Source organism: Pseudomonas sp. 2,4-D (genome assembly GCF_030418155.1).
Classification (GTDB): Bacteria; Pseudomonadota; Gammaproteobacteria; order Pseudomonadales; family Pseudomonadaceae; genus Aquipseudomonas; species Aquipseudomonas alloputida.
Window position 1 is genome coordinate 94,603 of sequence record NZ_JAUHUI010000014.1, and the last position, 14,244, is coordinate 108,846.

The window sequence follows — 14,244 nt, forward strand, 5'->3', positions numbered from 1 at the left end:
ATGAGAGAAACTCAATTCATTCCCTGTTTCTTCAATTCCACACCCCGGAGTCATCTGTGCTGGAGATCCGTCACCTGAAAACCCTTCATGCCTTGCGCGAAGCCGACAGCCTGGTGGAGGCCGCCGAACGCCTGCACCTGACCCAGTCGGCGTTGTCGCACCAGTTCAAGGAGCTTGAAGAGCGCCTGGGCCTCCCGATTTTCGTGCGCAAGACCAAGCCGATCCGCTTCACCAGCGCCGGGCTGCGTCTGCTGCAACTGGCTGATGCCACCCTGCCGTTGCTGCGCAGTGCCGAACGTGACATCGCACGTCTGGCCGGAGGCACTGCCGGACGCCTGCACATGGCTATCGAATGCCACAGTTGCTTCCAGTGGCTGATGCCGACCATCGACCAGTTCCGTGATGCCTGGCCGGAAGTGGAACTGGACCTGGCCTCGGGCTTTGCCTTCGCCCCGCTGCCAGCCCTGGCCCGCGGCGACCTTGACCTGGTGGTGACCTCCGACCCGGTAGACCTGGCAGGCATCACTTATGTGCCGCTGTTCACCTACGAGGCGATGCTGGCAGTGGCCAACCAGCACCCGCTGGCCAGCAAGCCTTACATCGTGCCGCAAGACTTGCTCGACCAGACGCTGATCACCTACCCGGTGGAGCGCGATCGCCTGGACATCTTCACGCGCTTCCTGGAGCCGGCCGACATCGAGCCAGCCGCCGTGCGTACCTCAGAGCTGACGGTGATGATGATGCAGCTGGTGGCCAGTGGCCGTGGCGTATGCGGCATGCCGCATTGGGCACTGCACGAGTACAGCTCGCGCGGCTATGTGAAGGGCAAACGCCTGGGCGAGAAAGGCCTGTTTGCCACGCTTTATGCCGCCGTACGCACCGACATGCTCGATGCCCCGTACATGCGCGATTTTTTGCTGACGGCCAAGGACACCTCGTTCGCCACTCTCGACGGTGTCAGCGCGGTGCGTTGAGCGCCTGGCGATACAGCGGCAGGATCAGGTCGCGGGTCAGGGGAGCCAGTCGCATGCCGGGCACCTGATCTGCAGCCAGCCAGACCACCTCCTCGATCTCTGCGGCCGGCACCACGGCAGCGGCGCTGTCGACACGGAACAATTCAGCTTGCACTTCGAAGCCTGGTTCGTTGGCGGCGGGGGCACTGAACTGGCCCAGGTGCATGGCCTGAGCCGGGTCGATGCGCAGGCCCAGTTCCTCCTGCAACTCGCGCACCAGCGCCTGCACCGGCGTTTCACCGGCATCGATCTTGCCGCCTGGCTGCATGAAAGCCTCGGTGCCACGCTTGCGCACCAGCAGCGTGCGGCCCTGAGGGTCGATCAGCAGGGCGGCGGCGATGCGGATGATGTTGGGCATGAAGTGGGCTCGCTGAATAAAATGACCCGCGAGGATCCCATGGGGTCATTGGCCTGACAAGGCCGGTCATTCCTGTATCGGCCTGGCAGACGAGCGGCCCCTTGCCAACCTGTTGCACACCCTCCATAAACAACACATGAACCTGCCCGCCAAACACCACCCAGTGCTCGAGCTGTTCCACCCTGCCGTCAGCACCTGGTTCCGCCGCCACTTCGCCACGGTCACCGATGCCCAGGCTCAGGCCTGGCCGTTGATCCACGCCGGGCAATCCATGCTGCTGGCCGCGCCAACCGGCTCAGGCAAGACCCTGAGCGCTTTTCTGGCCGTGCTTGATGAGCTGCTGCGTGAAGGCATGAAGCACCAGGGCGAACTGCCCGCACGGACCCTGGTGATCTACGTTTCACCTCTGAAGGCCCTGTCCAATGACATTCGTCTGAACCTGCAGGCCCCGCTCGAAGGCATCAGCCAAGCCATTGCAGAGCAAGGCCTGAACGCCCCACGCATCACCACGGCGGTACGCACCGGCGATACTCCGCAGAAGGAACGCGCCGCCATGCGCAAGCTGGCCCCGCACATTCTGGTGACAACCCCCGAATCGCTTTATGTGCTGATGGGCTCGGCTTCTGGCCGTGAAGGCCTGGCCCATGTGCACACGGTAATCGTCGACGAAATCCATGCCTTGGCCGGTAACAAGCGTGGCGCCCATCTGGCCCTGACCTTGGAGCGCCTGCAAGCCTTGTGCAAAAAGCCACTGCGGCGGATCGGCCTGTCCGCTACACAACGCCCGGTCGAACGGGTGGCACAGTTTCTGATGGGTAGCGGGCGCCCCTGCGCCATTGTCGATATCGGCCATGCCCGCAAGCGTGACTTGGCCATCGAAGTGCCGCCGGTACCGCTGGGGGCGGTGATGGCCACCGATGTCTGGGGCCTGGTGTATGACCGCTTGGCCACCCTTGCCCGTGAGCACCGCACAACGCTGGTATTCGTCAACACCCGGCGCCTGGCCGAACGTATCACCCGCCACCTCAGCGACCGGCTGGGCAAGGAGGCGGTTGCCGCACACCATGGCAGCCTGTCCAAAGCGCTGCGCCTGGATGCGGAGCAGCGGCTCAAGAGCGGCCAGCTCCAGGTGCTGGTCGCGACCGCATCGCTGGAGCTTGGCATTGATATCGGCGATATCGACCTGGTCTGCCAGATAGCTTCGCCGGGCTCGATTGCCGCCTTCCTGCAACGGGTTGGCCGCGCTGGACACCAGGTCGATGGTGTGCCGAAGGGGCGCCTGTTCCCCACTTCACGCGATGACCTGATCGAATGCGTTGCCTTGCTTGACTGCGTTCGACAGGGCGAACTGGACGCACTGCACATCCCCCGGGCACCGCTGGATGTGCTGGCCCAGCAGATCGTCGCAGAAGCCAGCAACCAGGCCTGGCACGAACAGGATCTGCTGGATTGCCTGCGCCAGGCCACACCTTACGCCGAGCTTGACCAGCACCATTACCAGGCCCTGCTGCGCATGCTCGCCGAGGGCTACAACGGCCGCCAGGGTGTGCGCAGTGCCTACTTGCACCGTGACGCAGTGAGCGGCACGCTGCGTGGCCGACGTGGCAGCCAACTGACCGCGCTGACCAGCGGCGGCACCATCCCCGACAACGCCGACTACGCCGTGTTGCTGGAACCGCAGGCGCTGAACATCGGCAGCGTCAATGAAGACTTTGCCGTGGAAAGCATTGCCGGCGATATTTTCCAGCTGGGCAACGCCTCCTATCGCATTCTGCGCGTCGAGCCGGGCCGGGTGCGGGTAGAGGATGCTCATGGCCTGCCACCGACCATTCCGTTCTGGCTGGGTGAAGCGCCGGGGCGCAGTGACGAGCTGTCTGCCGCCGTGGCCCGGCTGCAGGCGCGAATCGACCAGCAACTGGCGCAGGCAGGCGGCGACACGGTGGAGGTACTGGCCTGGTTGCAGGCGACCTTCGAACTGGACGAAGCTTGTGCGGGCCAGTTGCTCGACTACCTGGCCCGCACCCGTGAAGTGCTTGGCGCCCTGCCCTCGCAGGATACGCTGGTGATGGAACGTTTTTTCGATGAGTCCGGCGGGACCCAACTGATCATTCATTCACCCTACGGTAGCCGCATCAACCGCGCCTGGGGCCTGGCCCTGCGCAAGCGCTTCTGCCGCACCTTCAACTTCGAATTGCAGGCTGCCGCCAGCGAGGACGCCATCGTGCTGTCACTGTCGACCAGCCACAGTTTCGAGCTGGACGAAGTGTGGCGTTACCTGAACAGCCGCAGCGCCGAGCCGATTCTCATCCAGGCCCTGCTCGATGCACCGCTGTTTGGCGTGCGCTGGCGCTGGAATGCAGGCGTGGCCATGGCACTGCCGCGCTTTGTGGGCGGACGCAAGGTGGCGCCACAAATCCAGCGCATGAAGAGTGAGGACCTGGTTGCCGCCGTGTTCCCCGACCAGATCGCCTGCCTGGAGAACATCGTCGGCGAGCGGCAGATTCCCGACCACCCGCTGGTCGAGCAAACCCTCGACGACTGCCTGCACGAGGCGATGGACAGCGAAGGCTGGCTGGCCCTGCTGCGGCGCATGGAAAGCGGTGCAGTGCGCTTGCTGTGCCGGGACTTGCCCGCCCCCTCGCCGCTGGCATCAGCGATTCTCAACGCCCGGCCTTATGCCTTTCTGGACGATGCGCCACTGGAAGAACGACGTACCCAGGCGGTACTCAACCGGCGCTGGAACGACGTGCACAGTAGCGACGACCTGGGCGCGCTGGACGCTGATGCCATTGCTGCCGTCGCGGCCGAGGCCTGGCCACAGCCGACCAATCCCGACGAAATGCACGAAGCATTGATGAGCCTGGGTGCCATCGCTCAGGTCGAGATAGATGCCAACCCCTGCTGGGATTTGCTGCTAAGGCAGCTGGCCAAGGCCGGGCGTGCCTTGCGCCTGCCCGATGACAAGCTGTGGTTGGCCCGCGAACGCCTGAACCTGCTGCTGGCACTGTACCCCACAGCGCACAGGGAGCCAGCGCTCGAACGGCTCGCTGGCTTCGACCAGCCCATCGAGCCCGACAACGCACTGAGCGAACTGCTGCGCGCGCGCCTGAGCGGCCATGGCCCACAGACCCTGGCGCAAATCGCTGCACCATTGGGCAAACCGGTAACCGATATCGAGCAGGCTCTGGCCCGCCTGGAAGCCGAAGGCTATGTGCTGCGCGGGCATTTCAGCCCAGGTGCAACTGACCTGCAATGGTGCGAACGCCACTTGCTGGCACGCATCCACCGCTACACGGTCAAACGCCTGCGCCGCGAGATCGAACCGGTCAGCCTGCAAGACTTCATGCGCTTTCTGTTCGATTGGCAGCACCTGGCGCCAGACGAGCGCCTGCGTGGTCCGCAGGCGGTGGCCGAAGTGCTGGGCCAGTTACAAGGGTTCCCCAGCGCCGCAGCGGCCTGGGAGGCGGAACTGCTGCCGGCGCGTATCAAAGACTACAGTCCGCACTGGCTCGACGAAGCCTGCCGAAGCGGCCAGTTTGCCTGGAGCCGGCTGGCGGCAACAGTAGCGAGCAGCACGTTGACCAGTACCCCACTGGTGTTGCTGCCGCGGGACCAGTTGAACACGTGGCGCAGCCTGGCGCCCGCACCTGCTGTCGACGCCCTTGGCCTACGTGCGCAACGTGTGCACGAAGCGCTGAAAACCCAGGGTGCGCTGTTCTTCGATGAACTGGCACATGAGGCACACCTGCTGCCCAGTGAACTGGAGACTGCACTACAGGAGCTGGTGGGCTCGGGCCTGGCCGGGGCGGACAGTTTCACTGGCTTGCGCAGCCTGATCACGCCTGCAACCAAGCGCAGCTCACGTAACAGCCGCCGAGGCCACCCGCCGCTTTCCAGCAGCATGGCGCATGCCGGACGTTGGGCCCTGCTGCGCCGCAGCGATGCGCCACCGGATCACGACCAGCGCCTGGAGCACATTGCCCGCACGCTGCTGCGCCGCTATGGCGTGATCTGCTGGCGGCTGTTGGCGCGCGAGAGTGATGTACTGCCGCCCTGGCGTGAGCTGCTGCGCTGCTATCACCGATTGGAAGCGCGTGGCGAGATCCGGGGCGGGCGCTTCATTGCCGGGCTGGCCGGTGAACAGTTCGCCTTGCCTGAGGCGGTAGTATTGCTGCGGCAAGTGAGACGACGTGAACCGGACGGAACGCTACAGGTGGTGAGCGCCGGTGACCCGCTGAATCTGATCGGCTCGTTGCTGCCCGGGGCAAAAGTGCCGGCAGTGATTGGCAACCGGCTTCTGTATCGCGACGGGATACCGGTGGCGGTGCGGATGGCCGGGCGTTACGCGTATCTGGTCGAGGCGTCCGCACAGGAGCAGGAAAGCTGGCGGCAAAAACTGCTGCGCGCCCCCCTGTAGGAGCGGGTTTACCCGCGAATACGGTGGCGGCGGCAACGCTGACCGGCGGGTAGAAATTGGCCAGCAGGCCCGGCCCTTTCGCGGGTAAACCCGCTCCTACACGACGGCCTGCGCCCAATCATCAATGTGTGCCCACCACCGATCTGCGCTGCGCCCAGGCAATTTGGCTCGGGTCGAGAATGATTTTCGCTACCCCGATTTTATTTTGCAGGGCCCGGCAACTTGGCTATGGTCGGGGTTTGCCCCCAGGCCCTGAGCCTGACCGCGCCATCGCAAGGACCCTGTATGAGCCTGTCACTTCTCAGTCGCTATGCCTTCTTCGCCGCCTGTGTGCTGTTCACCCTGGCGAGCCTCCCCTTCAGCCACCACGAATGGCTGTGGCCGTTCACCCTGTCCACAGGCATTCTCAGCCTGGTCGGCCTGTTCGACCTGCTGCAGCAGCGCCACGCCGTCCGCCGCAACTACCCGGTTCTTGGCAACATCCGCTATCTGGTCGAGGCCATTCGTCCGGAAATCCGCCAGTACCTGCTGGAGTCCGACAGCGATGCCCTGCCCTTCTCCCGCGCCCAGCGCTCGCTGGTGTATGCCCGGGCGAAGAACGAAGCCTCGGACAAACCTTTCGGCACCCTGATCGACGTATATGAATCCGGTTTCGAGTTCATCGGCCACTCCATGCGCCCGGCACCGCTGGCCGACCCGGCCAGCTTCCGCGTCATCGTCGGTGGGCCGCAGTGCAGCCAGCCGTATTCCGCGTCGATCTTCAACATTTCGGCCATGAGTTTCGGCTCACTCAGCGCCAATGCCATCCGTGCGCTCAACCAGGGCGCCAAACTGGGCAATTTCCACCATGACACCGGCGAGGGCAGCATCAGCCCCTACCATCGCGAGCACGGTGGTGACCTGGTGTGGGAACTGGGCAGCGGCTACTTCGGGTGTCGCACGCCAGATGGGCGCTTCGATCCCGAACGCTTTGCCGCCCAGGCGCGCAGCCCTCAGGTGCGCATGATCGAGATCAAGATGAGCCAGGGCGCCAAGCCCGGCCATGGCGGCATATTGCCCAAACACAAGGTCACCCAGGAAATTGCCGAAACCCGTGGCGTGCTGATGGGCGAGGATTGCATCTCACCGTCGCGCCACAGCGCCTTCTCGACACCGATCGAAATGATGCAGTTCATCGCCCAGTTGCGTGAGCTGTCCGGTGGCAAGCCAGTGGGGTTCAAGTTCTGCCTGGGCCACCCGTGGGAATTCATGGGCATCGCCAAGGCCATGCTGGAAACCGGCATCCTGCCCGACTTCATCGTCGTCGATGGCAAGGAAGGCGGCACCGGCGCAGCGCCCGTGGAGTTCACCGACCATATCGGCGTGCCACTGCGTGAAGGCCTGCTGTTCGTGCACAACACCCTGGTCGGCTTGAACCTGCGCGACAAGATCAAGCTGGGCGCCAGCGGCAAGATTGTCAGCGCCTTCGACATCGCCAGCGTGCTGGCCATTGGCGCCGACTGGGCCAACTCGGCACGCGGCTTCATGTTCGCCATCGGCTGCATCCAGTCGCAAAGCTGCCACACCAACAAGTGCCCGACCGGCGTGGCCACGCAAGATCCGCTGCGCCAGCGCGCGCTGGTGGTGCCCGACAAAGCCCAGCGGGTGCTGAACTTCCATCACAACACGTTGCGTGCCTTGGCAGAAATGCTGGCGGCGGCAGGCCTGGAGCATCCGGCACAACTGGAGGCCAAGCACCTGGTGCGGCGCATTTCGGCCACCGAAATCAAGCTGTTCTCGCAGATGCATGTGTTCTTGAAGCCAGGTGAGCTGCTGACCGGCGAGGTGAACGGGCAGTTCTATTCGCGGATGTGGCAACTGGCCCGGGCGGACAGTTTCGAGCCGCACAGCGAAGTGGCGGCCTGAGAGAACGCTGGGGCCGCAAAGCGGCCCCACGTCAGGTCAGGAGGCTGTACTCGTCACACCTTGTGCGTCTTTCGGCGCCAGGCGGAACGTGTAATACAGCACTGTCAGCAACACCAGGAACGCCGGGCCGATGTACAGGGCCACACGCGTATCCTCGAAGTACGCCATCAGCCCCACCACCAGCACCAGGAAGGCCAGTGCCAGATACGAGCTCAGCGGCCACAGCCACATGCGGTACTTCAGTGCCTTGCGCTCGGCAGTGGTAAGGCCGGCACGGAACTTCAACTGCGCCAGCAAGATCATCACCCAGGTCCAGATCGCACCGAAGGTGGCGATCGAGGTCACCCAGACGAAGACTTTTTCTGGCACCAGGTAGTTGGCCAGCACGCCCAGCAGCAACGCGCCGATCGACAGCAGCAGCGCATTGCGTGGCACGCCGTTCTTCGAGGTGCGGGCGAAGGCCGCCGGGGCCTGGCCGTTCTGTGCCAGGCTATAGAGCATGCGCCCGGTGCTGAAGATGCCGCCGTTGCACGACGAAAGCGCCGCGGTGATGACCACGAAGTTGATGATGCCGGCGGCGGTCTTGATGCCGAGGCGCTCGAAGGTCATGACGAACGGGCTGCCCTGGCTACCGATTTCGTTCCACGGGTAAATCGACAGGATCACGAACAACGCGCCGACGTAGAACAGCAGGATGCGCCAGAACACCGAGCCGATGGCCTGGGGAATGGTCTTTTGCGGGTTGCGTGCTTCACCGGCGGTGAGGCCGATCATTTCCACGCCCAGGTAAGCGAACATCACCATCTGCAGCGACATCAGCACGCCGGTCACACCATTGGGCATGAAGCCGCCGTTGCTCCACAGGTTGGAGATCCCCACTGCCACACCGTCATTGCCAAAGCCGAAGGCAATGATGCCGATGCCGCCAAGCACCATGGCGATGATGGTGACGATCTTGATCAGCGCGAACCAGAACTCGAATTCACCAAAAGCCTTCACCGCCACCAGGTTGACCGCGCCCATGCTGCCCAGCGCCGCCAGGGCCCAGATCCAGCGCGGAACGTCGGGGAACCAGATGCCCATGTAGATGGCCACTGCCGTGATTTCGGCAACACAGGTCACCAGCCACAGGAACCAGTAGTTCCAGCCGGTCAGGAAGCCCGCCAATGGGCCGAGGTAATCCTGGGCATAACGGCTGAACGAGCCGGCGACAGGGTTGTGCACGGCCATTTCACCAAGGGCGCGCATGATCACCAGGATGGCCAGGCCGCCGATGATGTAGGACAACATGATGGCCGGACCGGCCATTTCGATCGCCTTGGCCGAACCGAGGAAAAGACCGACACCGATACAGGCGCCCAGCGCCATCAGGCGGATGTGCCGTTCGCCCAGTTCACGCTTGAGCGGGCCGCCTTCAGTGGCCTGGCCGTGGGCAGAGTGGTTGCCGACTGGCATAGCAATACAACCTCATTTTGTTATTGGATTTGACCTTCGTGCAGCCGCGACCATGCCGATAGGCGTGGCGTTGGCTTGCCAGGCTGGCCTTGTGGGCCGGCCCATGTGCCGGACTAGAGCGCCCGGCAGGGCGAAGGGGGCGAGCAGTATAGGAAGACCGTTGTAGGTGTTTTCACTGTATATGTGCTGAAATTTGGCTAGAACTCTGGGGCCTCAACGTGCCCCACGAATCGCCAAGGCACCATAGCAACATCGTCCGTTGAAGGAACCCACACCAAAGCCGCATAGCCCCACATGACTTTTTCCTTCTTCTTACAAATTTTTCACCCTATCCACTCAACGTCTAAGCTTCAGACAAGCAAGACGAAAATACTTGGCCGGATAGAAGATTATGGGCGCACTGTGGCAATCGGAACCAAGCAGAACGGAAGCACCCGAGATACCTCCGGCCGAGACGCCACAACCCAAGTCCCCCCGTCAGCGTCGGTTATGGTGGCGGCTGATCATCCTCATCCTGCTGGTGGCACTGGTAGCCATCGGTGTTGCCGCGTATGACGAATTCCGTACCTCCGAACTGCAATCGCGCGAGTTCAGCAAACTGGCCAGTACACTGACCTATTCGCTGCAACCCGGTCCCAGCGATGCCATCATCTACCCCGGTGACGGGCCGTTCGACAAACGCCTGGGCTATAGCGCACTGGGTGAATTCCTGCCACGCCTGCTCAAGCGCGACTACCTCATCAGCGAACAGGTGAAGTTCTCACCCGCATTGATGAACTACGTCGAACATGGGCTGTTCGCTCCCTATATAGAGAAGATCCAGGCCGGCCTGTCGATCACCGACTGCCGCGGCGACACGCTGTACCAGTACAACTACCCCCAGCACCTGTACCCGGACTTTGCAGCGATCCCTCCAGTGATGGTCAACAGCTTGCTGTTCATCGAAAACCGCGACCTGCTGGATACCAAGGACCCACGTAACAACCCGGCAGTGGACTGGCCACGCTTTGCCAAGGCCGCCTACAGCCAGGTCGCCAAGTACCTGGCCCTGCCCGGCCAGTCTGCCGGCGGCAGCACCCTGGCCACACAACTGGAGAAATATCGCCACTCACCCGACGGCCTGACGGTGTCGGGCGCGGAGAAGATCCGGCAGATGATTTCTGCCAGCGTGCGTGCCTACCAGGGCGGCCCCGACACCACCGAGGCACGCCAGCGCATCGTGCGCGACTACCTCAACAGCGTACCGCTGTCGGCCGTGCCTGGGCATGGTGAGGTACATGGCATGGCCGAGGGCCTGCGGGTGTGGTACGGCGCCGACTTCGACCAGGTCAACCAGGCCCTGAACGCCACCGCCACCGACCCCGAGAGCATGGCTGCGCGTGGCCTGGCTATGCGCCAGGTGCTGTCGCTGATGATTGCCCAGCGCCGCCCCTCGCATTACTTGTCCAAGGGCCGGGTCGAGCTGGCCGAACTCACCGACTCGCACATTCGCGTGCTTGCCGCCAACAGGGTCATCGAGCAGCCATTGGCCGATGCCGCGCTGGCCAGCAAGGCGGTGTACCGTGACTGGGTAGCGCAGCCGACCATCGTACCGATCATCACCAACAAGGGCATCAGCCTGGCGCGCAACCGCCTGTCGGCCATGCTCAACCGCCCGCTGTACGACCTCGACCGCCTCGACGTGTCAGCCACCAGTACCTTGCAGGCCGACCTGCAGTTACAGGTCAGCCAGTACCTGAAAAACCTTGCCGACCCGGAGTTTGCCGCACAGATCGGCCTGATCGGCGAGCGGCTGCTCACCGCCAAGACCACCGACCAGGTGAACTACAGCTTCACCTTGTTCGAGCGCACCGCCGATGGCTCGCGGGTACGGGTGCAGACCGACAGCACCAACCAGCCCTTCGACATCAATGAAGGCAGCAAGCTGGAGCTGGGCTCAACCGCCAAGCTGCGGGTACTGACCACCTACCTGGAAATTATCGCCGAGCTGCACGACAAGTACGCTGGCAAACCTGCCGCCGAGCTGAAGAAGGTCGAAGTGGCCGAACTCGACCGCATCACGCAATGGTCGCTGGAATGGCTGGCGCAGAACAGCAAAAACCAGAGCCTGGACGCCATGCTCGACGCCGCCCTGGAGCGCAAGTACTCGGCCAACACCGGCGAAGCGTTTTTCACCGGTGGCGGGATGCATGTGTTCAACAACTTCCGCAAGGAAGACAACAACCGCAACCCGACACTCAAGGATGCACTGCGCGAGTCGATCAACCTGCCGTTCATCCGCCTGATGCGCGACCTGGTGCGCTACGTGACTTACCAGCAGCCGTACAATCGCGTGCCGCTGCTCAAGGACGATGCCGACCCGCGCCGCCAGGAGTACCTTGCGCGCTTTGCCGACAAGGAAGGCACCAACTACCTGATGCGCTTCTGGAAGAAGTACCAGCGCAAAACCTCGCAACAACGCCTGGACACCTTCCTCGACAGCATGCGCGTGACCCCACAGCGGTTGGCGGCGGTACACCGCTACCTGTTCCCCGAGGCAAGCCAGGAAACCTTCAACGCGTTCGTGCGTGCCCACCTCAAGGGTGACAAGGTCGTGCTGGGCAAACTGACCGATGGCCGTCTGTCCGAGATGTACGTAGCTTACGGCCCCGGCAAGTACGACCTGCCTGACCAGGGTTACATCGCCAAGGTCCACCCGCTGGACCTGTGGCTGCTTGGCTATCTGCTGAAGAACCCAAGCTCGACACTGACCGAGATGATCAACGCCAGTCGTTTCGAACGCCAGGAGGTATACGGCTGGCTGTTCAAGAGCCGCCACCAGGGCGCTCGTGACAGCCGCATCCGCACCATGGTCGAAATCGAAGCCTTCCTCGATATCCACCAACGCTGGAAACGCGTGGGCTATCCATTCGACCACCTGGTGCCCTCATTGGCCACCGCCATCGGCAGCTCCGGCGACCGCCCCGCTGCCCTCTCCGAACTGGTCGGGATCATCCAGAACGACGGTGTTCGCCTGCCTACCCTGCGCATCGACACCCTGCACTTTGCAGCCAATACACCCTACGAGACCAAGTTGATCACAGACCCTGACCGGGGCGTGCGAATTCTGCCAGTCGAAGTGGCGCGTGCCCTCAAAGGCGCCATGTCGCAAGTGGTCGATGCAGGTACCGCGCGGCGTATTTCCGGCAGTTTCAAGCTGCAGGACGGCACGCCGCTGGTGATGGGCGGCAAGACCGGTACCGGCGACAACCGAATCGAGAGTTTCGGCGCCGGCGGCCGGCTGATCGGCTCGCGCTCGCTGAACCGCACCGCCACCTTCGTGTTCTTCCTTGGCGACAACCATTTCGGCACGCTGACCGCCTTCGTGCCGGGTCGCACGGCAGAAGCGTTCAAATTTACCTCGGCGCTGCCGGTGCAGGTGCTCAAGGGCATGGCACCGATCCTCATGCCTTACCTGCAGCCGGGCAATCCGAATGAGTGCAAGCCGCCACAGGTTGCCCTGCACACACCGCCACCGGCAGGGAACACATCGACGCAGTAGATGATAATCATCAGCATGGAAGGGCTTGTCTTTAGATATATCTTGAGTAATATCTTACGATATATCGCAAACGACGGAGCCCTATCCTTATGCGCGAACATCCCTCTCATGATCCCTTCGAGCGGCGCCCCGCCCGTGGCGAGCGCGGCCCGCGTGTTTTCGCCCCGGGTGACCTCAAGCTGCTGATGCTGGACTTGCTGGCCGAGCAACCCGGCCACGGTTACGACCTGATCCGCCAGATCGAAAATCTGTTCGACGGCAGCTACAGCCCAAGCCCAGGGGTGATCTACCCCACACTGAACTTCCTTGAAGAGGCCGAACTGATCAGCGGCCAGGTACAAGGCAGCAAACGCTTGTATGCCATCACCGATGCCGGCCGCAGCGCCTTGGCGGATCAGGCAGTGGCCCTGGATGGCGTGCGCATGCGCATCGAGGTCAGCAAACGCGCCCTGCGCGGCCACGACCGCCCACCAGAGATTCATGAAGCGGTCGGCAACCTGCGCCATGCACTGCACATGCACAGCGGCCGCTGGACAGTGGAAGAAATCGAACGGGTCCGTGACCTGCTCAACCATACCGCCAAGGCCATCGCCTCCGGGCCCACCGAACCTTTCAGGGAGACGCCCCATGAGTGACACCATTCACCGCGTAAACCACGAGATCCGCCAGCGCCGTCTGCAGGTGCTGCGGGTCACCGAGCTGACCCCGCGCATGCGCCGGATCACCCTGGGGGGTGCCGAGCTGCAAGGCTTTACCAGCATGGGCAGCGACGACCATATCAAGCTGCTGTTCGCCGAAACGCCGGAGCAACGACAGGCCATCGAGGCCCGTAATCTGGGCAAGGACGGTGGCGCGCGGCCCACCATGCGCGAGTACACACCACGGCGCATCGACCTGGTGGCACATGAGCTGGACATCGACTTCGTGCTGCACGGCGACGGCCCTGCCTCTACCTGGGCCGCGCAAGCCGCGCCCGGGCAAACCCTGGACATCGCAGGGCCACGGGCCTCGCTGGTGGTGCCGGATATTTTCGACAACTACCTGCTGATCGGTGATGAGACTGCCATCCCGGCGATTGGCCGTCGGCTGGAGGAGTTGCCGGCGGGCCGCCAGGTGCTGGCAGTGATCCAGATCGAAGACGAGCAGGAGCGCCAGCCGCTGCCAAGCAAGGCCCAGGTGGAAGTGATCTGGGTACGTCGCCAAGAGGAAGACTTGTTGGCACTGGTGCGGAACCTGAGCTTGCCGCAAGGTCGGCTGTATGCCTGGGTGGCGCTGGAAAAAGCCCTGACTCGCCAGGCCAAGGCGTTGTTGCTGGAGAAAGGGGTAAAGGAAGACGCGCTAAAGGCTGCAGCCTACTGGCGGGCCAACGGGACTGCCGACGACGAGTGAACGTGATTGCCTGATCTGCCGTATTCGCGGGCAAGCCCGCTCCTACACTGATCGGGGATGGACACAAATCGGTGGTTGGGCACAAATCGCTGGTTGGACACAAATCGGCGGTTGGACACAAATCGCTGGTTGGACACAAATCGGCGGTTGGACACAAATCGGCGGT

8 protein-coding genes are annotated in these 14,244 nt (G+C 63.2%); 6 read left to right on the top strand and 2 right to left on the bottom strand.

Annotated features, from left to right (window positions below; all coding sequences use genetic code 11):
- Positions 1–56 precede the first annotated feature (56 nt).
- A complete protein-coding gene (gene metR, locus QYE47_RS12885) occupies positions 57–974 on the top strand; it encodes a transcriptional regulator MetR (RefSeq protein ID WP_003254981.1) in 918 nt (305 codons plus the stop codon).
- Here metR and QYE47_RS12890 read toward each other — a convergent pair.
- A complete protein-coding gene (locus QYE47_RS12890) occupies positions 958–1,371 on the bottom strand; it encodes an NUDIX domain-containing protein (RefSeq protein WP_014589900.1) in 414 nt (137 codons plus the stop codon). The genes metR and QYE47_RS12890 overlap by 17 nt on opposite strands.
- Positions 1,372–1,507: 136 nt before the next feature.
- Between QYE47_RS12890 and QYE47_RS12895 the strand changes: the two genes are divergently transcribed.
- Together QYE47_RS12895 and QYE47_RS12900 are read left to right on the top strand one after the other, a co-directional pair.
- Complete coding sequence (locus QYE47_RS12895; protein ID WP_070383520.1) at positions 1,508–5,788, top strand: DEAD/DEAH box helicase; 4,281 nt, start codon at positions 1,508–1,510, stop codon at positions 5,786–5,788.
- A 285-nt stretch (positions 5,789–6,073) separates the two neighbouring features.
- Positions 6,074–7,693 carry an FMN-binding glutamate synthase family protein gene (locus QYE47_RS12900; RefSeq protein WP_019438132.1) on the top strand — a complete coding sequence of 540 codons (1,620 nt, stop codon included), beginning with the start codon at positions 6,074–6,076 and terminating at the stop codon, positions 7,691–7,693.
- 36 nt (positions 7,694–7,729) lie between these two features.
- Here QYE47_RS12900 and QYE47_RS12905 read toward each other — a convergent pair whose 3' ends face one another.
- Positions 7,730–9,148 carry an amino acid permease gene (locus QYE47_RS12905; protein WP_003254987.1) on the bottom strand — a complete coding sequence of 473 codons (1,419 nt, stop codon included), beginning with the start codon at positions 9,146–9,148 and terminating at the stop codon, positions 7,730–7,732.
- A gap of 391 nt (positions 9,149–9,539) precedes the next feature.
- Between QYE47_RS12905 and QYE47_RS12910 the strand changes: the two genes are divergently transcribed.
- The 3 genes from QYE47_RS12910 to QYE47_RS12920 all read left to right on the top strand — a co-directional run bounded on the left by QYE47_RS12910 (position 9,540) and on the right by QYE47_RS12920 (position 14,078).
- Positions 9,540–12,689, top strand: coding sequence for a biosynthetic peptidoglycan transglycosylase (locus QYE47_RS12910; RefSeq protein ID WP_014589897.1), 3,150 nt, complete (start codon positions 9,540–9,542; stop codon positions 12,687–12,689).
- An 89-nt stretch (positions 12,690–12,778) separates the two neighbouring features.
- On the top strand, positions 12,779–13,324 hold the full coding sequence (locus QYE47_RS12915) for a PadR family transcriptional regulator (RefSeq protein ID WP_014589896.1): 546 nt from the start codon (positions 12,779–12,781) through the stop codon (positions 13,322–13,324).
- Positions 13,317–14,078 carry a siderophore-interacting protein gene (locus QYE47_RS12920; protein ID WP_014589895.1) on the top strand — a complete coding sequence of 254 codons (762 nt, stop codon included), beginning with the start codon at positions 13,317–13,319 and terminating at the stop codon, positions 14,076–14,078. Before QYE47_RS12915 ends, QYE47_RS12920 begins: the two co-directional genes overlap by 8 nt.
- Positions 14,079–14,244: the final 166 nt, after the last annotated feature.